Source organism: Endozoicomonas sp. 8E (assembly GCF_032883915.1).
Classification (GTDB): Bacteria; Pseudomonadota; Gammaproteobacteria; order Pseudomonadales; family Endozoicomonadaceae; genus Endozoicomonas_A.
In genome coordinates, this window is sequence record NZ_CP120717.1 from 6,503,344 (window position 1) to 6,522,552 (window position 19,209).

A 19,209-nucleotide genomic window follows, 5' to 3' on the forward strand; every position below is an offset into this window, starting at 1 on the left:
GAACAAATACTCCAGAGAAATTATCGCGCTAATTCAAACTACCGTCTGAGAATAGCAATCCAGCGGCCAAGATTGAGCAGGCTGCTCAGCGCTGCAGCAACATAAGTCATGGCAGCCGCTTTTAATACCTCTCTGGCAGCAGGCATATCTTTTTCTGACAGGTAACCCTCCGCCAGAATGGGCAGGGCTTTTTTAAAGCTGGCATCCAGTTCAACGGGCAAATTGATCAGTTGCACCCAGATGGCCGCAAGCATACCGGAAACACCGATCAAAACCGTTAGCAACATACTGTGTGGAACCCGGGTCAGAGCGAAAATCAGTGGCGTAATCATCAGTGCCATGGCACTGAAACGCTCTATAGTTATGGCGAGACGTACCCGCCTCTGGCGAAGCATAAATCCGGCATGTTTTTCCTGATGCTGAAGCGCATGTCCGGTTTCGTGGGCCGCGACAGCAACTGCAGAAACTGAACGTCCATCGTAGTTTTCTGGAGAAAGTGAAATCAGCCACTCTTCCGGGTTATAGAAGTCTTCTCCCTTGCTGCCTTTGACGACCTTTACGCCCTCAAGGCCAAAGCGTTCCACAAGATGTTCTGCCAGCTCGCCACCGGTTCCCTGGAGATCCGGACGATCACTGTTATGTAGTCTGATTGTTCGCTTTACCCAGATCTGGGGACCAAACACCAGAACAAGAATCAACAACCCCAGGATGACAAAGACCATTCCATGCTCTCCAATCCATTAATAATATTTTAACCCGGAAATTTCATAAACTATCGAGCTTTTCGCTCAGCCATTCTCTTGATTTACAGCGTTTTATAAGCTTTCAGGATTATTTTATCCTGATGACCTATACAGGCTGACCATCGAAGCAGTATCAGGATTAAAAAATGGCCTGTTCACGCACCACGTCGGCGATCACTTTCAAGACGACCAGGGCCAGAATCAGCCTTGGGGCCCAGTGCATATTTTTTACATCTTTAAAGAATTGCAGCATGTTTTTCAGCCCATATTACCGCTTACTGTTTGTGAAAAGGTCTTTCATAATGAAAAATAATTTCACTTTTTCACTTATGGCTGGGAAGCTTTATATCATATCTAGGCTGCCAGCTCATATAAGTGTCCGTCGCTGGCGTGGTTCAGTGACGGTATACCTCTATTTCTGCTGTTTACTAAAATCCTGACCTGAATCGGGAAGCTTGGCATTATTGGCCGACCTGGTTTCTGAATCCTTTTGCCGGGCTCCAGAATCTGCTTTTCATGGCTATACCAAATTCTGCCCCTGAGTATAATCACCGAACCGTGTCCAGCCTTCTGCTGGATATTGCTGTTCTGCTTATTTCATCTGGTGCTCATACAGACAGGGTCAATCGTAATATACGACGAATATCTTATGCTATGGGTTATGACATTGAACTATTCTTCTCCTTTGCCGGGATTACTTTGACTCTATCTGATCGAGAGAGTCCACACCTTCAACACACCGCTTTTAAAAGAGTTACCCATTACGCTGTAAACCTCAGTGTGGTATCCGCTATCAGTCGAATGAGTTGGAAAGTCGCTTTTGAAAACTGGCCCATGACCGACATTGCCACAGAAATAGAGCGTATCCGAAGCATTCCTCATTACCCAAAAATGGTATCGCTGGTCATGATAACTCTGGCAGGTATGGCCTTTTGTCGATTGGCCGGCGGAGAAGTTCTGGCGATGCTGCTGGCAGGTGCGGCAACAGCCATTGGCTTTACAGTCCGAAATATATTGCTGGCCAAGGGTTATAACCTTATCCTGACTGTTGTCTCTGCAGCCTTTATCGCCAGTACTATCAGTGGACTGGGCCTGGTGTTTCACTGGGGAGATTCTCCGGAAATAGCCGTAGCCACTTCCGTTCTTTTTTTGATTCCGGGTGTACCGCTGATCAACAGTATTATTGATCTCATGCATGGCTATATTATTGTCGGACAGGCACGAGCCACGCAGGGCATTGTTATCGCATTTGCCATTGCCACGGGTATCGTCATCAGCTCCGCACTGTTGGGAGTTCATCAATGATGAACGGCTTGCTGTTAGAAAAGTGTATTTGGGCTGCTCTGGCCGCCATGGGCTTTGCCACACTGTTCACTTCGCCTATTCGGGCATTCTGGGCTGCAGCTTTTCTGGCTGCCCTCGGGTACGGGCTGAGAGGTGTAGCCCTGCAGTTTGGTCTCGATTTACTGACATCCACACTACTGGCGTCATGCACCATGGGCTTGCTGTCGATTCAGTTAGCACACTGGGTGCATACACCTACTACTGTTTTTATGGCACCCGCTATTATTCCGATGGTGCCAGGCGTCTACGCCTACAAAAGCATTATGGGGCTTATAGAGATGAGCCAGGCCACCACCTTCTCAAGCGATCTTTTAATGCAAACCATCAGCTATGGACTGAATACATTATTTATTCTTTTGTCCCTTGGCGTCGGCGTCACCATTCCATCTCTGCTCTTTAAGAATCGCAGTGTGAAAGACATCCGTTTCCTGAAATCCCGTCGGACAAGAGTCTAACTTTCTCATAAGTAGCTGGTTAAGTTGTCATCCAGGGAGTGTCAGGCAGTTTATCGAGATTTTGCTCGTATCGGTTCAGGTTGAAGGTCGTATTATTTTGAATAATATCGATAATCTCGACCGAGAGGGCGCAGGCAATATAGTCCATGGCTTCCTGTCTATCCATACCCGTCATGGTCAGCCTGAGCAGTGTCTCTTTAACCCTTGTGGGATTATTCTCGGTCAGCTGATTTTCTACGATTTCAAGCAAATGTGCCTCAGTGACCAGATCATCATCTGTCATGGGAGTTTTCCGGTTGAATAAATAGGGTTAAAAACAGTTCACAGAAATCTATTATAATCTAAAACTATCATATAAAATCTCAAGCATGAATAAGTGATTAGTGAAGATAGGTGAGGCAGCTCGTTTACATGGTACAGACCCAGTAACACTACGAAAATCGGAAAGCACAGGTGAGCTGCTTCCTGCCAGAAAGACCAAAGGCGGAGCTCGTTACTACGACGTGTCTGAATTGATGGGCTACAGTAACGAAGCTGCGCCTACGCTTTGCTATTGCAGAGTATCCGGTCACGACCAAAAGCCAGACTTAGACAGGCAGCAAGAGTTACTGGAAGCCTGCTGTTCTGAAAAAGGTTGGCGAACTCAGGTTATACGAAAAAATGCTTGAGACTTTGCGAGATGTTGTTAGCTCACAAGATTGAACTCAGACCGACAAAACAACAAGCCGATTATCTTGATAGAGCTTGTGGTTCTCGTCGTCATGCGTTCAATCAACTGTTAGCCCATTTCAATCAAGAAGGCGTTAAATGGTCAAAGAAGGCTGCGAATGAAAAATACCAAGAACTCAGGCTTGAGTTTCCCTGGTATGCCGAAGTCAGCCAACGTGTGACCAGGAACACAATCGACGATCTTCATGACGCCTTTACTCACTTCTTTCGTCGGGTGAAGAAAGGAGAAAAAGCAGGTTATCCAAGATTCAAGAAGCGAGGACTACACGACAGCTTTTCTCTCAGAGAAAAACCCAAGTTCGATGTTGATGGCAGAACACTTCGCATTGAGAAACTGAAAACCCGCATCAAGATGCGCCAAGAGCTGAGATTCACAGGAACACCCTGTCAGGTGACGATCAGTAAGCGAGCCGAAAAGTATTTCGCTTCTATTTTGGTAGACACTCAGGATTACGACCCAAAAGCACAAAGCAATGAGTCTGTAGGCGTTGATTTTGGCATCAAGGATTTAGCTATTTGTTCGAATGGCAAAACCTTTGTTGCTAATCAGAAACTGAAAGGCTCTCTGAAACGCCTTAACAGGAAACAGAGGGCGTTAAGCCGCAAAACAAAGGGAAGCAACCGCTATGTGAAAGCCAAGCGAGCGGTTGCCAAACTGCATTACCGGATAAGTAACCAGCGATCAGCCGTACTACATGAGGTAAGTGATTATCTGACGTCAAGATTCAAAATAATCACCATCGAAAATCTGAATGTCAAAGGCATGGTAAAAAACCGCAAACTGGCAAGAGCAATCAGTGACGCAGGTTTCGGTAAGCTGAGAGAACTGGTTGAATACAAGGCAGAGCTGCGAGGATGTCAGGTTGTGATTGCAGATCGGTTCTTTCCCAGCTCGAAGAAATGTGCAGTTCATACTTGCGACTACATAAATGACAATCTCACCCTGTCTGATCGTGAGTGGCGGTGTCCAAAATGTAAAACTCTGCATGATAGGGATTACAGTGCGAGTTTGAACCTTGATAATTACGGTCGAGACAGGTTTCAGCTCGACCCTAAACCCTACGCAAGAGTGGAGTTAGACACGATTCGTCGTGCATCCATGTCGACGGCGTAGATAAGTCTACATAATTACAGATTATGTTAGATTTTTAGTAGCGGTAATCTTAGCCTTTTACCTTATTGATTGGCAGCCTGACGATGACTGAAGCGGTTGAAATTCCGGAAGACTATTATCTGACCAACTTCCTGTCACTGTTGGATTTTGTTACTCATCATTATGAAGACCTGTTGGTGGATGATGAGAATAGTTTTCTCAGCTGTTTCTACGCTGCCTCTGAACCTGCACAGCGCCTCTATATACGTCTGATTTGCAGAAAGGGCCCCTTGTTCCGCTCAGACTCATTGAAGTATCCGGAAATATTGGGCATAACCCCGGCAGCCCGTGAGCTTGAGAAGCTGGGGCTACTGGCTATTAACCCTGATATTGACATCACGGAGCTGGTACAACTTTGCACCAAGCCAGAGCTCTTGAAATGGTTCAGCTCAGTCAGTGGCATTTCCTCGAAGTTGAAAAGGCCTGAACTTGTTGAACGGATTGTGACTGAAGTCTCTCAGTCACCCGATCTGCCTTTTGATATCTATAAGCCTCTTTTCGCAGAACAGGTTCAGAATCTACAATTCCTGTTTTTTGGCAATCTCCATCAGAATCTGACCGAATTTGTGCTGCAAGACCTGGGACTTTATAAGTTTGAAAATTACCCTCTGGAAAAAAGCAATCGACTATTCAAAACCCGGCAAGAATTAAACGACGCTTTACAACTATCTAAGTTAGGCATTCTCGCTTATGAAGCAGAATTTGATAAAGACTCTCAAGCCCTGTGCCATTTACAAAATGAACTCCCTGCCCCACCTGTCAGCCCCATTCTAAAAAGACGCTTCAGTCGCCTGGTTAACCGGATCGCCAAAGAGTTGGAGCGAAAAGAACGGTTCGATGAAGCTCTGAGCCTGTTTGCACAATCAAACCTGCCGCCAGCTCTGGAAAGAATGGCTCGTATCCACCATAAGCTTGGAAAGATAGAGGCCAGCGAAACGATTTGCACCCATATTCTGAAACAACCTGCCAGCGATATGGAGCTGGAGTTTGCCAAACGATTCATCAAAAAATTAAAGGGGGAGAAAACCTTACGAAAACAATCCCGTTTTTCTGAAAAGCGCCTTTCCCTGCCTGATAGCAGCGAAAGGGTTGAACTTCAGGTTCAAAAACACTTCCAGAATAATGGCTGGAAAACATTCTATGTAGAAAACACTCTGATCTGCGGGCTGGCAGGTCTGCTGTTCTGGGACATTCTGTTTGCCGATATTCCAGATGCCTTTTTTCATCCTTTCCAGAGTGCGCCTGCTGACTTATCGACCCCCGACTTTTACCGTAAACGACAGAATTTGTTTGAAAAAAGATTCAGACAACTGAAAGCGTCTAATGTGACCCGGGAGGCTCTGACTATTTATCAACAAAAGCGGGGGATTTCCAACCGTTTAATCTATTGGCCCCGGCTGTCAGAAGAGTTAATCACGCTCGCCTGCGACCTGATACCCCGGCCTCACCTGAAAGCCATGCTGGAAAAACTGGTTTTCGACTTTGCCCATAATCGTACTGGCTTTCCGGACTTGATTCTTTTTCAGCCAGAGACTCGGGAGTACCGGTGGGTAGAAGTAAAAGGCCCCGGCGACCGACTTCAGGACAATCAGAAACGCTGGCTTTCATTTTTTTCCGAACACGATATACCGGCTGAAGTTATTTATCTGGATTGGCAGTAGTCAGAATGGTGTCATGACCGTCGCCGAGATCAGACTCTCTGGCTTCACGCACATTGCACGTGACCGACTTTCCTTTTATCGTGGTCAGGCTTAAATGCTTTTTCAGAGTCCGGTTTCTGAAAAGATTTCCTCTTCCCCATCTGAGGTATTTCTTTGATAAGGTGGTGGAGGGTCTGCAGGTGCAGGTAGGGTGTATCGACTGTCTCTTTCTTCATAGGGTGGCGGTTGCATTGAAATAATGGGCGGATAAGAATGGCTACCGGCATCTTCATCAGCCCGGAGTAAACCCTGAAGCACGGGAGTACTCCCAGGCTGGTCTGTTACTGGCAAATGTCTGCGACAGGCATCATTTGACTCAGTTATACGACGACACCGGATACTGCAGCCATCGTTCCGATATGCACTGACAGCTGAGTAAGCCAGGCAACCAATACTGGAGCCAGTAATGCTACCGATAATTAATCCTGTGGGAGTAGTTCCGCTTCCAATCGTGACAACACTCCCAAAAAGGCAACCAACAGCACCTCCAAGGCTTGTAGAAATTCCAGTACAAATCCCGTGTGTTCGAGCACTTTGCAACGTCGGGTCCTGGCAAATACATTCTACTATTGTTGCACTTCCTGCTACCTGCATAACATCCTACCCCCATTAGTGGTCTGTGTTGTCATTATTTAATTAGACTAAAGTGTCTGAAAAAAGTTCTTCAGTTTTTGTCAGAAAACATCCAGAGCCTGTGAGAGTGAGTTAATACTTTAAATGCTTTTTCAAACCATAGTGTCTGAAAAAGTTTCCTCTTGCCCATCCGACGCTGAATCATGTCTTTGGTAGGGTGGCGGAGGATCTGCAGGTGTGGTCAGGGTGGCTCGACTGTCTCTTTCTTCATAGGGTGGCGGTTGCATTGAAATAATGGGCGGATAAGAATGGCTACCGGCATCTTCATCAGCACGGAATGACCCCTGAAGCATAGGGGTACTTTCGGGCTGGTTCATTACTGGCAGATGTCTGTGACAGGCAACGTTTGTCTCAGTTATACGACGGCAGCGGATAGTGCAGCCTTCAGTCCTGTATGCAACATAAGCCGCGTAAGACAGGCAACCAACACAGGAACCTATAATGCCTCCGGCAAGAAATCCTACGTAAGTATTTGCGGTTGCCAGAGCGATCAAATTCCCAGAGAAGCCACAAAACAAACCTCCACAAGATGCAGAAACTCCACCAAGAATGCCGTGTTTTCGAGCACTTTCCGGCGTTGGGTCTGGGCAAATACATTCTACTATTGTTGCACTTCCTGATACCTGCATAACATCCTACCTCCATTAATGATTTATGTTGTTATTACTTTATTGGACTAAGGTACATTAAAAAAGTTCCTCAGTTTTTGTCAGAAAAAATGAATTTTTCTCTCTGTCAACAATCACGGAGCAGCGGGGATCATTGCTTAGTGCCTGACAGGCACAGTCTTGATATGTGATGCAGGGGAATAGCGTGACTGAACCCGGAAAGGTTCATTATTCGGTATCAACAAGGACAATCAATGAAATGGCGCTCTCGTAGGGAATCGAACCCCAATCTCAGCCTCCGGAGGGCCGCGTGTTATCCGTTACACCACGAGAGCATCGTCTGGCGTAGCCTCGACAGGGCTGAAGCAGGTTAGACTCCCTGTCCAGCTGGGCTACGATTGTTTGAAAGCCAATTGACTTCAGGGCTTTCAGCGGAGGCCAATATTACTGATCAGCTTCCTGCCTGTCTATGGCTTTTTGCCGCAAATACGGTTTTAGACACTGGTATCTCAAGCTGAACAGGTTTTGGCGGATTCGTCAACTGTCAGCCAATGACCATTCCTATGGTAACAAACCGAGGGTTGCCTGAAGCAGCCAGGGCTCAGCATGCAGAGGCGTATCTTGTCTGGTGGAAATACCTGTGACGAACCTTTGCTTTTTCAAACGCCCTATCCGAAGTGGCGTAGTTTCAGCATTTGTCATGATGTCAGGGAACTGATGGAAAACGATGAAATCTGATCTGGACGAACACGACACTGCACTCTATACATGAAGCACAACTCTCGAAGCAGCGCTTAATAACAAATTAAGGGACTGCCAGGTAGATGCATTCCTGTGGATTTTTTTGTGACGCTTGCTCTCTTTATTAAAATCTAAACGGTGTAGCTGTTTATGCGCTTGTTTATTTTTTTAGTTTTCAACTTAATTTTAACAATCAGCATAGGATATGCTGACGTATATCCAATTTGTCTGCATGAAATTAACAGCGGTCAGCAAAGTACCAGCCTTTGCTGCGGACATGATTTTCATAAGGATTGTATAGAGACATTGCGATCAAACCATCGAGATCTGTTATGCCCGGTTTGCAGGCAGCGATCCCTAGTACACCATGGTGCAAGTTCGGGAGATCATAGTGTTTGTTTTGGGCAAGAACCTGCGGTTGAGACACTTTCCAGACCGGGTTTCAGGCAAGAATGATTGCCCAGCTACAAAACGAACCGGCAAGTCCTGAATTATTATCTGCAGCAGCTCTATTTGTACAATCACAGCTCCATTGCCCAGCAAGAGACGATACTGACAGAAGATTATACAAAACATAACTTGATTTGTTCTTTCAGCGTTCTTCAGAGTTAAGCGAAGCCGATCGGTGGAAATCAGTAGAATCTTTTCGAATGTTAATGGATATAACATGCAAGCCAGAGACACAGACTCAGACAGAGAATCAGACAGAGACAGAGACAGAGACACAGACAGAGACACAGACAGAGACACAGACAGAGACACAGACACAGACAGAGACAGAGACAGAAACTCAGACAGAGACTCAGATTCATACTCAGGCAGAGACACAATGACAGCTGATTTTATCTAGCAAAATCGCCGTAAACCCTCGCCCAATCGAGGGTGTCGCAAATAAAGAAACACCAATGTTTATATTTCGACAAATAGTTCAATATAATCAATCTGTTAAACAATTAGCTGATATGACAAACGTTTTGTTCTATAATCCGCGTTGCTTAAAAACAATTCGGTTGCTGGCGGTGCCCTGAGCACACAATAATAAAATCATCGCAATGGTTTATTCAGGTCCACTCGATGTAACCATAAACAGCATAAGCGTTGAGATGCCTGACGTAGCCAAGTGCCACTGGCCAATTAAAGTTAATTGGGCCACTGACTCACTACATGGTGGCGCAGGCCTTTGTCGATATAGGGGATAAGTGAGTGTCTCGGGTAACTCAAATACGTACTTTAATTGCCTTGGTCGGTGGCCTGTTTTCCGTCCTGGCGTTCGCCAAGCCTGTTGAGCTGGATGATATTTCCCGTAAAGAAGTAGCCGAGCGCATCGCTCCCGTTGGCTCTGTGTGTCTGGAAGGTGACGAGTGTGCTGCCAATGCTGGCGCCGCTGCCAGCACCGCCAGCGGCCCTCGTTCCGGTGAGCAAATCTTCAACCAGTTCTGTACCGCCTGCCATACTTCCGGTCTGCTTGGCGCTCCCAAGAAAGGTGACAAGGCCACCTGGGAAACCAAACTGTCTGAAGCGGGTAGTTTCAGCAAACTGCTGGGTCTCGCTATCAGTGGTGTCGGCAGCATGCCTCCGAAAGGAACTTGCGCAGACTGCTCTGACGAAGAGATCAGTCATGCCATTGAATTCATGAGCGGCCTCAAACCCTGATTCGCTTTCAGTGCTATCGTCTCCACTGGCTCTCAAGCCAGTGGACTGACAAAGCCTTCCGGCTTAACAGCCAGAATAGAACAGTAGATATTGTTCAGAATATTCTCAGCCGTGTTCCCCATCAGTACTCCACGGGCATGACGGCTCAGAGTTCCCATGACGATCAGATCCACATTAATTTCGTTGGCTAAATTCTGTATTTCTCTGGCAGCATTGCCTTTCAAAAGGTGCACTTTTACCTTGTTGGATTCAGGATTAACGCCTGCATCTTCCAGTGCCTTATCCAGTCTCTGCTGATAGCGCTGATGAGTGCTCTCCTGAAGATCATAGATCTCCTCGTCACCCAACATTCTCAATGCAGGCTGGTTCAACGGTAAGTTCCAGACTGTCACTATATGCAGCTCAGCGTCTTCCTGACTGCTGAGATAGTGACCATGAAGGAGCAGATTTCTATTCAGAGCCACTGCATCAGCGTCCGGGTCACCGACATCGACCGCGACCAGAAGCTTGCCGGTGAAATCAGGCAGCTGATCCCTGCAGGCCATCATCAATACAGGGACCGGACATTTTCTCAGCAGCGCAAGGTCATTACCCGTTAACTGATTACGAACCAATGCCCCGGAGGGATCTGCAAGCTTGATAACCAGGTCTACACCAAATTCTTCAATTAAACCCGCTATGAGCTGTCTTGGCTTACCAGCAACAATATGAACTTCAGCTTCAATGCCTTCTTCCCATGCCAGTTGCCTGAGCTTCTCGGCATCCAGTTCCAACTGCTTTCTCATGGTAGCTTCCAGCTTGCTTTCCAGAGGTATAAACTGAAGCTTGCGCATAACTTCAAGACTTTGATCAAAAAAGGCCATAATCAGCCTGCCGTGGTTATCAGCCACCAGCCTGAAGGCTTGTCTTAACTCGAGTTCGCTGGTGTGGCTTCTGGTAATGGCCACCATAACGGTCTTGAAAGCATGCATAGTCAACCCCATACAGTTCGCATTGGGCTTGTCGAATTTCGTTGCCACTATCCTGCGACAAGCTCAGAACGAACGAAGTGTGTACATCAGCTCTTAGCTGCACTGAAAGCAAGACTCCAGAAAACGCCTCAGATCATCTCACCAATAACCGGAATAATAGACAGCACCAGTAAAAGCGCCATAGTGATGTTAAACGCTCTTTGATAAGACGGCTGTTGCAACACCTTTTTCAGACGAACACCAAAAAATAACCAGACACCAACGCAGGGAATCGCAGCGACCAGAAAGGCCAGCGCAATGACAAGCACTTGCAGAAAGACATCTCCGGACACCGTTGTATAAGCAGCAACGGCACCTGTCGCCATAATCCATGCCTTCGGGTTTACCCACTGAAAAAGGGCTGACTGTATAAAAGTCAGTGGTCTGGACTTGCCGCCATTTAAATCGGGAGGTGCAGACTTTGCGATGAGCCAGGCAAGATAAAGAAGATAAGCGACACCCAGAACCTTGATAATATCGTGAAGCACTGGAAAAAGATCAAATACCGCCCCGAGCCCCAAACCCACAAACAGCACCATCAAAGGAAAGCCCAGACAGATGCCCAAAAAATGGGGGATGCTCTGCCGGGTGCCATAATTCATACCCGAGGTCATGATCATGACATTATTGGGTCCAGGAGTAATCGTACTGGAAAAAGCAAAAGCCAGCAGGGGCCACAAAACGATGCTCAACTCACCACTCATTATGAAACTCCCGTTACACTTATCTGGCCTCTGAGGAAGAGCACAGCGGCTCCACGCAGCAATACCCTGTCCTCAACCCATTCACACTCCAGCTGCCCCGTTCTCCGGGAAATCTGTTCAGCTTTGAGTGTTCTTTTGCCCAATAGTTCAGACCAGTAAGGAGTTAGCATAGTATGAGCTGATCCGGTGACCGGATCTTCTTTTATGGCAACCTCAGTTCCACCAAACCAGCGAGAGACAAAATCCACCCCCACTCTTTCAGAGCGGGCAGAAATAACCACACCACGCACTCTGCTGTTTTTCAGTCGGGTAAAGTCCAGATCCAGATTAGCCAGTGTTTCTTCATCCGGAGCCACAATTAACAGATCATTTTTATTGAATCTGGAATCCAAGGCTTCAAAGGGAAGCTGTTTTGCAACTTCTTCCGGAATGGGCTCATGTGTGAAGGAAGCCGCCGGAAAATCCAGTTCGATCAAACCTTCTTTGAACCTGACATTTAAAACGCCGGATAAACTATCGAAGGACAGCTCTTCTGATTGATCTCCGAGTTCGTGTCGGATTACATAACTGGCTGCCAGTGTCGCATGCCCACACAAGCTGACTTCTGTGCCCGGTGTGAACCAGCGAATCTGATAACAGCCATCAGCGCCAGAAATATAAGCGGTTTCTGAAAGATTATTTTCCAGAGCAATGCTTTGCATCAGCTCATCAGACAGCATCTCTTCAACCGGACAAATAGCGGCTGGATTACCCCGAAACAGCTCACTGGTAAAAGCATCGACCTGATAAATGGGAAGCACTTTCATTATTTGTTCCTTTCTTCTGTTGTCTGATCAAAAACGATTTGGACTCTCTTGTTTTGCTTGCCTTTACTTACAGCCGGCATAAATTGTCACCATACAATTTTGTTTTTATTTTGCTTGTTCACTTTGATTGCAGTTTAGAGACTCCTTAAAATGGTTCAATCCTTTTATTGTCACCATGACAATCATATAGATGGCTGAATCTATGATCGACTGGCAACCTGATCTGGATCGTTTTTCCGGTCCCAAATACAAAGCGCTGGCTGACGCTATAGAAGAAGCCATAAAGGAGGGCGAGCTAAACAGTGGCGATCGGCTGCCCACACATCGCTCTCTATCTGAGCAACTGGGTGTCACCATCGGGACAATTACACGTGGCTACGCTGAAGCTGAACGACGACGGCTTATCACCGCAAGAGTAGGAAGTGGTACATTTGTTCTTGGTAAGGTCTGGGAAAAAAGAGATTTCTCTATTCCACAGCCCCGGGAATCCGACCTCATCGACCTTAGCCTCAGCTTGCCCGTCCCGGCCAACCGGGAGCAGATTCTGGCCAAAAGCCTCGGTTCAATAGCCGAAAAATGGCAACAATTGTCGCCTTTACTGGATTACCATCCGGAAACGGGCATCCCCCGGCACCGTGAGACCATAGTGCGCTGGATGGGCTATCACGGAATGGAAGCGGCACCAGACAATATTCTGATAACATCCGGTGGCCAGAACGCTAATATGCTTACCCTTCAGGGACTCATGAGGCCCGGAGATATTATCGCGTCAGAATATCTGACCTACCGCGGATTTATTAATGCCGCCAGACAGTGGCAACTTCGCCATATGGGTTTGGCCATGGATCAGCATGGTCTGACGCCTGAGGCGCTGGAGCAATGTTGTGATCAATTCAAACTCCGTCTTCTCTACCTGACGCCAAACCTTCAGAACCCAACGGCCACTCTAATGCCACTGGCCAGGCGTCAGGAAATTCTGGACGTTGCCGCTAAGCATAACCTTGTGATTCTTGAAGACGATGTGCAGTTTATTCCGCCTGAAAATCGGTTACCGTCTCTCTATAGCCTTGCACCGGAACGAGTGGTGTACACTTCAAGTTTTTCCAAATTCCTGGCAGGAGGGCTGAGAGTCGGTTTTATTTGCAGCCCGGAAGACTTGAACCTGAAAATCAGGATTGCCATGCAAAACAATTACTGGAGCGCTCCCCCACTGATGTCAGAAGTGGTAACGGAATGGATTGACTCCGGGGAAGCCCGGCAATTGACAGACTGGCAGCGGGAAGAAATCCTGCACCGGCAGGAGATTCTGAAAGAAACTATCGGGCACCTGGATATCCAGTCACAGCCTTATAGTTTTTACGCCTGGCTAAGAATGCCAGAACCCTGGCGGGCAGAAACATTTGTCCAACAGCTGGAAAGTCAAAATGTTAAAGTATTGCATTCCGAAGTTTTTGCGGTTGGTAGCTCGGCTGCACCTCAGGCCGTAAGAATCTGTATCAGCAGTCCATCATCAAGGGATCAACTCAGAAGAGGCCTGGAAACCATCAGCGAATTACTGGCCTCTGACCCCAACCCTGTTTTCAGACCCATTGTCTTTTAAATGGTTTTTTAGATGAAAAAATTGAATACTTTCTGGCTTAACAGTGCTCTGGCTTTGACAGGCTGGCTGGTCTGCATGACAACCCGATCAACCTGGGCTATTGCAGCAACAATCATCATTCTGATAGTACATTTCTCTACCTACGGCTCATGGAAAAAAGAGCGGGAGATTATCTTTATTACCCTGATTCTCGGTAGCGCCCTGGACAGTGTGATGAGCAATATAAGTGTTCTTCAGTTTTCCGGTGAGAGTCGAATTCTTCCGTCATGGCTGGCTTGTATCTGGATAATGCTGGGACTGACCATCCGTCATAGTCTGAGTTGGGTAGGTAAAAGCAGACTGACAGGCAACCTGTTTCTTATTAATTTGACTGCTGCACATTACTTCCTGTTGTTACAGTTCACTTATGTTTCTTCCTGCCTGCCCACATGGCAGGCAGTGGCTATTCTTTCAATATCCGCAACAATAATTATTAATATTATCCTGACATTCTCTGATGTCTGGTGGGAAAAATATCGTCTCCAGAACCCGAAGTAATCTCACCTGTTATTGAGTCTGAAAAATCACTGCTATCGAATTTCTGCAACAGAAACAGGCTCGAAAAGAGCCTGTTCTCAAATACGCTTACACAAAAGTATCACTTTAGTTACATAAACTATTGTAATATGCCGTCATTTCTGTGTAGCCTGACAACATTTCCGGGCGATGAGCTCTAGATGACATAGTGCGCGAAAATAAAAAAGGAAAGTATTTGATGACCGTCTCAGCCCCCCCTGTTAATGCCAGCAACTTTCTGACTCAAAAGGCAGCTGATATGAAGTCCTGGTTCGAGTCCGGGACTCAACCCATAGAAGGCCTGAATGTTCGAAAAATGCCGGCCCGTGCAGAGCCTCTTGAATACATACCGAGCGAGGGAAAAACCAAAAACAAGGCTCGCTTCAAACTGATTGTCAGTAAAAACTTTAAGCTCTGGTCGATGGACCTTGAAATGAGCTTTTTCTGCCAGCCCTGGCTAAGCAACGACGGCATAGCTAACCCACCTGGTTTACTTTTCTCGGTCATTGATGACGAAGGCACGATCCACCCCGTTGAATACCTGCCGATAGTGTTCGATTATGAAGAAGAGGATATGAATGCACCACAGTGGTTCAGCTTCTGGATTCAAAAGATTCTGAAAAGACCTTCAATCAAAATCGTCTTTGCCTATAAACAACTGATTTTCTCTGAGCTTGATGACTAAAGCACCCTTTCATTTATCATGAAACGTCCAGCAACAATAATGAGAACCGGAGCCTGTTTTGAACAATTCATAACAAAAGGCTCCTTTCTTTTTATTTCCGGACAGGTAAAAAACATCTGCTATCACTTAATAAAAACAGGCAGAGCTTTCTTTCTCCGAAAATACTGAATTAGTAACATAGATTTTTCTGCCATCTAGCTCTTTGAAAGGAAAAAAATGAATCGTTTACTCCTGCTTTTCTTCACTGCTTCACTATCACTCTTCTCATATTCAGAATTCAGTCAATATACTCATCGCTGGGTCGCCGTATTTGACTCAGGCATTGTTAAAAGCTGCGAAACAGAACTACTGATCGAAAAGCTGGACAAACTCTCTTCAGAGGTGACGATATCATTGGTACGCCCCTTCGGATCCTGCGGTATTGTTTTTCTTTCCGATTCATCGCTGGATATTGAAAGCCTGACTCAGCAGGACTCATCTATTCGATATATTGAACCAGATGACCTTAACCAAATTCTGCCGGTAATGACACCCATTAATTAGCAACAAAGCATAAAAGAACGATAATTAAAACAATCCCCATCTAAAGAATAATGACAGCACTAACAACCTGGTAGCCTGTTATCTGGCATTGATTCCCGGGACTCCGGCCCTCACCTGCTTGCTTCTGCAACTTTTAGTGCTAAAGTACATGATTTTTCCGTTTTATCTCTCTTGAGCATTTTAATGATCTCCCCAGACATCAACAACATCAAGCTGACTGAATACAGCCATGGCGCAGGTTGCGGCTGCAAAATATCGCCACAAATTCTCGATGGTATTCTAAAAACCAACCTTCAGCTGCCTGAATTCCCCGGACTGATTGTCGGCAACTCCAGCAAGGACGATGCCGCTGTTTTTGACCTCGGAAATGGTGAAGGCGTGATCAGCACCACTGACTTTTTCATGCCTATAGTGGATGACCCCTTCGACTTTGGACGAATCGCTGCCACCAATGCGATCAGTGATATCTACGCCATGGGAGGTAAGCCCATGATGGCTATTGCCATTCTGGGCTGGCCAGTGAATAGGCTGCCTCCTGAAATTGCCGCAAAAGTTGTCGATGGCGGTCGTCAGGCCTGTGCTGATGCCGGTATTCCTTTGGCAGGTGGGCACAGCATTGATGCACCGGAACCTATTTTCGGACTGGCGGTCACCGGCAAAGTACCGCTGGAGCATCTCAAACGCAATAACCAGGCCCGCGCAGGTAGCAAGCTTTACCTCACCAAGCCTCTTGGTGTCGGTATTCTCACCACAGCCCAGAAGAAAAAGCTGCTCAAGGATGAACACAGCCACCTGGCTCGTGATGCCATGTGTACACTTAACAAGATTGGCTCAGAACTGGCCCAGTTACCGGGTATCAGTGCCATGACCGATGTCACAGGATTTGGCCTGCTGGGTCATCTGATTGAAGTCTGTGAAGGCAGCAAAGTAGCGGCCAATATCAGGATGAGCACTCTTCCACTAATCCCCCAGGTCAGTGAATACCAACTACAAGGTTGCATTCCGGGTGGTACTGCACGTAATTTTGACAGTTATGGACATAAGGCTGGAGTCATCACAGAAGAGCAAAAACAACTCCTGTGTGATCCTCAGACCAGTGGTGGCTTATTGGTCACTGTGGACAGGGAGAGTGAAGAAGCGTTTCTGGCCATCACCCGGCAGCATGGTCTTTCACTGGAGCCTATTGGTGAACTGGAAGAATATTCAGAGGGCCCTTTGGTGAGGGTTCAGATATAAGAGGCCAAAAAAAGCCCGACAGTGTCGGGCTTAAAAAACGGGTTAAATTGTACGGTTACCGTATTCGCTCGAAGGTTTTTTGGGCGGATCAGCAGTGACGTTTGATGGGACCTCTTCAATTTCACCACCGGAGTTAAGAAAGGCCTCTACCTGAGCGTTGAGGCTCTCTCTGAGTTTTTTCCGGGATTCGACTGTGCGTTGATCAGCGGGTTCGTCTCGACTCCCCAGATAACTGATATCAACCCCGTCAAAACCAGCAGCAGCTTTTTTCGGCGTTTTCCTTGCCATAGCTATTTCCTCTTGGATACTGGCCAATGGAGCAATCTGTGCTCCAACCCATATTTTAAGACTTTAGTTCCGATTTTTTTTAGTTATAGTCCAGCGTTGATAAAACGCCAGTCGGTTTGAGTCCTCCATTGATATACTGCTGTTAAAAAAGACCAATGAAATTATAATTACCTATATAGATGACCTTGTAAAGTCACAATCAAGCGACGTTTTCCTCCGCGCTGTTTGTGCTCTCCCAACCAGAGCCCCTGCCAGGTTCCCAGATTAAATCGGCCCTTGGTAACAGGTATCATCACACTGGCACCCCACAAGCTTGATTTTATATGGGCTGGCATATCATCAGCACCCTCAAGAACATGGCGATAGTAGTCGGCACTGTCCGGAATAGCTTGAAGGGAAAATGTTTCCATATCATGACGAACATCCGGATCTGTATTCTCATTCAGAGTAAGGGATGCGGATGTGTGCTGAATAAAGATATGAGCCAGACCCACCTGATAGAGCGAAAGCTCGGGAAGCTTTGACTCCAGCTCATCAGTAATGAGATGGAAGCCCCTGTCTTTTTCCGACAGTTGAATCAGTTTCTGAAACCAGCTCATATCAAGTCTTCTCGTGTTTTGCCGAACTGAATTGGGCATTGAAGCCTTTTGGTAAGCTTAACAGGCCTGTTTAATGATTCAGAGATATTGGTTTGCTCTCATACTGCTTTTTTCTTTTCTGACAGCATTGTCTCACGCCAACGATTTGAATAACTTTGGCTGTGACTTTCTGGACATGCAGGCTTTCTACATGGAAGAACTGGGAGTCATTGGTGTCACTATTGTTCATCTGACACAAAAAATGGATAAGCCCGAAATAAAGGGCTTTACCAAACCGCTCGGGCCGAAAAAGTACCTGATAGCGTTGGCAGAAGGACTCGAACCCAGTGAAATAAGAGTCACCATGGCTCATGAACTGGTGCATGTCCGACAGCTGGAAGAAGGCTCGATCAAAAACAGTGAGTTTAAAAGGCATTATCTGGACCGAAGCTTCGAAGATGAAGCCTTCCGGCTAAGCCTGCCATTAGCTGCCCAATTCTACACCACCCACTCATGTCATGATGAAAACCAGGCAAAGCAATAGTGAAAGAAGGGGGAGTAGAGTAGTTTTCAACTCAGGGGCGTCGATAGTTGCGCCGTCTATTGATGGCAACCTCTGCGAACTTATTGATCTACCCGCTGTTATAGCCTAATTTTTGGATATACAAAATATATATACACGACTAACCATGGAAACCAGTGTATTTAGAAACAACCGTTCACAGGCAGTCAGAATCCCTAAAGAGCTTGAGCTACCAGAGGGCACAAATCGTGTCAGGATCTCCAAACGTGGTGAATCTATACTGATCACTCCGATAAAAGGAGACTGGGACTCATTCTTTCAGATGGTTGATGAAAACGCTGTTGAGTTCGAGCGTCAGCCTCAACCCGACATGCAGGCCAGAGATCTGGGGGATTGGGGCGAATGAAATATATGCTGGATACCAACATGGTTATCTTTGCTATGCAAAAAGACGACCCCAGGCAAGTACGCCAAAAGATAACCAGCCACAATGGTGATATGTTCATTTCCTCAATCACCTATGATGAGCTGATGTACGGTGTTTATAACTCATACAGCGAAAAACGAAAGCAGACCAAAATCATAATGCTGAACGAGTTTCTTACGAGGGTGTCCATTTTGCCCTTTGATGAAAAAGCCGCCGATCACTCAGCCAATATCCGTGAATTCGCCAGAGTACCCTCTCTGCTCGTGGAAGACTGGAGCAATGTAAAAACACAAAAAACCAGCAGAAAGAGGCCATTGAGTTCAAACTGATTTACGAAAGCGTCGATCACAAAAGTGGTGAAGAAGAGATGCCTGTTTTGAAACAAGAGCCAAAAGCTGTCGGTAATACTGTATTGAGACAATTTCAGTTCTGATTTAACGAGGGCCTAAGCAGCGTTACAGCTTCGATTGTCATAAGAAAAACAGCCATATTATG

Annotated in this window: 24 protein-coding genes and 1 tRNA gene; 15 read left to right on the plus strand and 10 right to left on the minus strand. The window is 46.5% G+C overall.

Translation table 11 applies throughout. The features are described 5' to 3' along the window. Positions 1–38: 38 nt before the first annotated feature. The gene (locus P6910_RS22855) at positions 39–722 is read right to left on the minus strand and encodes a zinc metallopeptidase (protein ID WP_317143557.1); all 684 of its coding nucleotides are present in this window, start codon (positions 720–722) and stop codon (positions 39–41) included. Positions 723–1,259: 537 nt separating this feature from the next. On the opposite strand from P6910_RS22855, the gene P6910_RS22860 reads away from it, so the two are divergent. Both P6910_RS22860 and P6910_RS22865 read left to right on the plus strand, forming a co-directional pair. Continuing rightward, entirely contained in the window at positions 1,260–2,048 is a 789-nt protein-coding gene (locus P6910_RS22860; RefSeq protein ID WP_317143558.1) for a threonine/serine exporter family protein, read from the plus strand. Next, the gene (locus P6910_RS22865) at positions 2,045–2,542 is read left to right on the plus strand and encodes a threonine/serine exporter family protein (RefSeq protein WP_317143559.1); all 498 of its coding nucleotides are present in this window, start codon (positions 2,045–2,047) and stop codon (positions 2,540–2,542) included. The genes P6910_RS22860 and P6910_RS22865 overlap by 4 nt, the downstream gene beginning before the upstream one ends. A 19-nt stretch (positions 2,543–2,561) precedes the next feature. On the opposite strand, the gene P6910_RS22870 is transcribed toward P6910_RS22865, so the two are convergent. After that, entirely contained in the window at positions 2,562–2,825 is a 264-nt protein-coding gene (locus P6910_RS22870) for a hypothetical protein (protein WP_317143560.1), read from the minus strand. Positions 2,826–2,925: 100 nt separating this feature from the next. Here P6910_RS22870 and P6910_RS22875 point away from each other — a divergent pair, with 100 nt between their 5' ends. The 3 genes from P6910_RS22875 to P6910_RS22885 all read left to right on the plus strand — a co-directional run bounded on the left by P6910_RS22875 (position 2,926) and on the right by P6910_RS22885 (position 6,085). Beyond that, positions 2,926–3,210 carry a recombinase family protein gene (locus P6910_RS22875; protein WP_317143561.1) on the plus strand — a complete coding sequence of 95 codons (285 nt, stop codon included), beginning with the start codon at positions 2,926–2,928 and terminating at the stop codon, positions 3,208–3,210. 11 nt (positions 3,211–3,221) lie between these two features. Beyond that, entirely contained in the window at positions 3,222–4,385 is a 1,164-nt protein-coding gene (locus tag P6910_RS22880; protein ID WP_317143562.1) for an RNA-guided endonuclease TnpB family protein, read from the plus strand. Between the two features lie 83 nt (positions 4,386–4,468). After that, on the plus strand, positions 4,469–6,085 hold the full coding sequence (locus P6910_RS22885) for a VRR-NUC domain-containing protein (RefSeq protein ID WP_317143563.1): 1,617 nt from the start codon (positions 4,469–4,471) through the stop codon (positions 6,083–6,085). Between the two features lie 102 nt (positions 6,086–6,187). Here P6910_RS22885 and P6910_RS22890 read toward each other — a convergent pair whose 3' ends face one another. From P6910_RS22890 to P6910_RS22900, 3 genes are all read right to left on the minus strand, one after another. Then, positions 6,188–6,382, minus strand: coding sequence for a hypothetical protein (locus tag P6910_RS22890; protein ID WP_317143564.1), 195 nt, complete (start codon positions 6,380–6,382; stop codon positions 6,188–6,190). 467 nt (positions 6,383–6,849) lie between these two features. Further along, positions 6,850–7,074, minus strand: coding sequence for a hypothetical protein (locus P6910_RS22895; RefSeq protein ID WP_317143565.1), 225 nt, complete (start codon positions 7,072–7,074; stop codon positions 6,850–6,852). A 551-nt stretch (positions 7,075–7,625) separates the two neighbouring features. After that, a tRNA-Arg gene (locus P6910_RS22900) sits at positions 7,626–7,700 on the minus strand. A 556-nt stretch (positions 7,701–8,256) separates the two neighbouring features. Here P6910_RS22900 and P6910_RS26970 point away from each other — a divergent pair. Further along, positions 8,257–8,562 carry an RING finger domain-containing protein gene (locus P6910_RS26970; RefSeq protein ID WP_410493851.1) on the plus strand — a complete coding sequence of 102 codons (306 nt, stop codon included), beginning with the start codon at positions 8,257–8,259 and terminating at the stop codon, positions 8,560–8,562. Positions 8,563–9,309: 747 nt separating this feature from the next. Next, the gene (locus tag P6910_RS22905) at positions 9,310–9,759 is read left to right on the plus strand and encodes a c-type cytochrome (RefSeq protein ID WP_317143566.1); all 450 of its coding nucleotides are present in this window, start codon (positions 9,310–9,312) and stop codon (positions 9,757–9,759) included. Positions 9,760–9,791: 32 nt separating this feature from the next. Here P6910_RS22905 and P6910_RS22910 read toward each other — a convergent pair whose 3' ends face one another. The 3 genes from P6910_RS22910 to P6910_RS22920 all read right to left on the minus strand — a co-directional run bounded on the left by P6910_RS22910 (position 9,792) and on the right by P6910_RS22920 (position 12,279). Then, a complete protein-coding gene (locus P6910_RS22910) occupies positions 9,792–10,730 on the minus strand; it encodes a universal stress protein (protein WP_317143567.1) in 939 nt (312 codons plus the stop codon). 128 nt (positions 10,731–10,858) lie between these two features. Beyond that, the gene (locus tag P6910_RS22915; protein WP_317143568.1) at positions 10,859–11,473 is read right to left on the minus strand and encodes a LysE family translocator; all 615 of its coding nucleotides are present in this window, start codon (positions 11,471–11,473) and stop codon (positions 10,859–10,861) included. Further along, positions 11,473–12,279 (minus strand): PhzF family phenazine biosynthesis protein, encoded by an 807-nt coding sequence (locus P6910_RS22920; protein ID WP_317143569.1) that lies wholly within the window; start codon positions 12,277–12,279, stop codon positions 11,473–11,475. The genes P6910_RS22915 and P6910_RS22920 overlap by 1 nt, the downstream gene beginning before the upstream one ends. A gap of 202 nt (positions 12,280–12,481) precedes the next feature. On the opposite strand from P6910_RS22920, the gene P6910_RS22925 reads away from it, so the two are divergent. From P6910_RS22925 to selD, 5 genes are all read left to right on the plus strand, one after another. Then, on the plus strand, positions 12,482–13,879 hold the full coding sequence (locus P6910_RS22925; protein ID WP_317143570.1) for a PLP-dependent aminotransferase family protein: 1,398 nt from the start codon (positions 12,482–12,484) through the stop codon (positions 13,877–13,879). 12 nt (positions 13,880–13,891) lie between these two features. Continuing rightward, positions 13,892–14,416, plus strand: a complete 525-nt coding sequence (locus tag P6910_RS22930; RefSeq protein ID WP_317143571.1) for a DUF2878 domain-containing protein — start codon at positions 13,892–13,894, stop codon at positions 14,414–14,416. A 217-nt stretch (positions 14,417–14,633) separates the two neighbouring features. After that, entirely contained in the window at positions 14,634–15,119 is a 486-nt protein-coding gene (locus P6910_RS22935) for a hypothetical protein (protein WP_317143572.1), read from the plus strand. Between the two features lie 216 nt (positions 15,120–15,335). Next, positions 15,336–15,662 (plus strand): hypothetical protein, encoded by a 327-nt coding sequence (locus tag P6910_RS22940; RefSeq protein WP_317143573.1) that lies wholly within the window; start codon positions 15,336–15,338, stop codon positions 15,660–15,662. Between the two features lie 183 nt (positions 15,663–15,845). After that, positions 15,846–16,898 carry a selenide, water dikinase SelD gene (gene selD / locus P6910_RS22945; RefSeq protein WP_317143574.1) on the plus strand — a complete coding sequence of 351 codons (1,053 nt, stop codon included), beginning with the start codon at positions 15,846–15,848 and terminating at the stop codon, positions 16,896–16,898. Between the two features lie 42 nt (positions 16,899–16,940). Here selD and P6910_RS22950 read toward each other — a convergent pair whose 3' ends face one another. Both P6910_RS22950 and P6910_RS22955 read right to left on the minus strand, forming a co-directional pair. Next, on the minus strand, positions 16,941–17,186 hold the full coding sequence (locus tag P6910_RS22950) for a hypothetical protein (RefSeq protein WP_317143575.1): 246 nt from the start codon (positions 17,184–17,186) through the stop codon (positions 16,941–16,943). A 167-nt stretch (positions 17,187–17,353) separates the two neighbouring features. Next, positions 17,354–17,785, minus strand: coding sequence for a secondary thiamine-phosphate synthase enzyme YjbQ (locus P6910_RS22955; RefSeq protein WP_317143576.1), 432 nt, complete (start codon positions 17,783–17,785; stop codon positions 17,354–17,356). A gap of 73 nt (positions 17,786–17,858) precedes the next feature. On the opposite strand from P6910_RS22955, the gene P6910_RS22960 reads away from it, so the two are divergent. The 3 genes from P6910_RS22960 to P6910_RS22970 all read left to right on the plus strand — a co-directional run bounded on the left by P6910_RS22960 (position 17,859) and on the right by P6910_RS22970 (position 19,043). Continuing rightward, on the plus strand, positions 17,859–18,308 hold the full coding sequence (locus tag P6910_RS22960) for a hypothetical protein (protein ID WP_317143577.1): 450 nt from the start codon (positions 17,859–17,861) through the stop codon (positions 18,306–18,308). A gap of 145 nt (positions 18,309–18,453) precedes the next feature. Continuing rightward, positions 18,454–18,693: a type II toxin-antitoxin system VapB family antitoxin gene (vapB, locus tag P6910_RS22965; RefSeq protein WP_317143578.1), complete on the plus strand. Its 240-nt coding sequence runs from the start codon at positions 18,454–18,456 to the stop codon at positions 18,691–18,693. Continuing rightward, positions 18,690–19,043, plus strand: coding sequence for a PIN domain-containing protein (locus P6910_RS22970; RefSeq protein ID WP_317143579.1), 354 nt, complete (start codon positions 18,690–18,692; stop codon positions 19,041–19,043). Before vapB ends, P6910_RS22970 begins: the two co-directional genes overlap by 4 nt. The last annotated feature ends 166 nt before the right edge of the window (positions 19,044–19,209 follow it).

Coding starts and splice junctions, on each gene's coding strand:
- P6910_RS22855 (WP_317143557.1), bottom strand. CDS start 722: ATGGTCTTTGTCATCCTGGGGTTGTTGATTCTTGTTCTGGTGTTTGGT.
- P6910_RS22860 (WP_317143558.1), top strand. CDS start 1,260: ATGGCTATACCAAATTCTGCCCCTGAGTATAATCACCGAACCGTGTCC.
- P6910_RS22865 (WP_317143559.1), top strand. CDS start 2,045: ATGATGAACGGCTTGCTGTTAGAAAAGTGTATTTGGGCTGCTCTGGCC.
- P6910_RS22870 (WP_317143560.1), bottom strand. CDS start 2,825: ATGACAGATGATGATCTGGTCACTGAGGCACATTTGCTTGAAATCGTA.
- P6910_RS22880 (WP_317143562.1), top strand. CDS start 3,222: ATGTTGTTAGCTCACAAGATTGAACTCAGACCGACAAAACAACAAGCC.
- P6910_RS22885 (WP_317143563.1), top strand. CDS start 4,469: ATGACTGAAGCGGTTGAAATTCCGGAAGACTATTATCTGACCAACTTC.
- P6910_RS22895 (WP_317143565.1), bottom strand. CDS start 7,074: ATGAACCAGCCCGAAAGTACCCCTATGCTTCAGGGGTCATTCCGTGCT.
- P6910_RS26970 (WP_410493851.1), top strand. CDS start 8,257: ATGCGCTTGTTTATTTTTTTAGTTTTCAACTTAATTTTAACAATCAGC.
- P6910_RS22910 (WP_317143567.1), bottom strand. CDS start 10,730: ATGCATGCTTTCAAGACCGTTATGGTGGCCATTACCAGAAGCCACACC.
- P6910_RS22915 (WP_317143568.1), bottom strand. CDS start 11,473: ATGAGTGGTGAGTTGAGCATCGTTTTGTGGCCCCTGCTGGCTTTTGCT.
- P6910_RS22920 (WP_317143569.1), bottom strand. CDS start 12,279: ATGAAAGTGCTTCCCATTTATCAGGTCGATGCTTTTACCAGTGAGCTG.
- P6910_RS22925 (WP_317143570.1), top strand. CDS start 12,482: ATGATCGACTGGCAACCTGATCTGGATCGTTTTTCCGGTCCCAAATAC.
- P6910_RS22930 (WP_317143571.1), top strand. CDS start 13,892: ATGAAAAAATTGAATACTTTCTGGCTTAACAGTGCTCTGGCTTTGACA.
- P6910_RS22935 (WP_317143572.1), top strand. CDS start 14,634: ATGACCGTCTCAGCCCCCCCTGTTAATGCCAGCAACTTTCTGACTCAA.
- P6910_RS22940 (WP_317143573.1), top strand. CDS start 15,336: ATGAATCGTTTACTCCTGCTTTTCTTCACTGCTTCACTATCACTCTTC.
- selD (WP_317143574.1), top strand. CDS start 15,846: ATGATCTCCCCAGACATCAACAACATCAAGCTGACTGAATACAGCCAT.
- P6910_RS22950 (WP_317143575.1), bottom strand. CDS start 17,186: ATGGCAAGGAAAACGCCGAAAAAAGCTGCTGCTGGTTTTGACGGGGTT.
- P6910_RS22955 (WP_317143576.1), bottom strand. CDS start 17,785: ATGAGCTGGTTTCAGAAACTGATTCAACTGTCGGAAAAAGACAGGGGC.
- P6910_RS22960 (WP_317143577.1), top strand. CDS start 17,859: ATGATTCAGAGATATTGGTTTGCTCTCATACTGCTTTTTTCTTTTCTG.
- vapB (WP_317143578.1), top strand. CDS start 18,454: ATGGAAACCAGTGTATTTAGAAACAACCGTTCACAGGCAGTCAGAATC.
- P6910_RS22970 (WP_317143579.1), top strand. CDS start 18,690: ATGAAATATATGCTGGATACCAACATGGTTATCTTTGCTATGCAAAAA.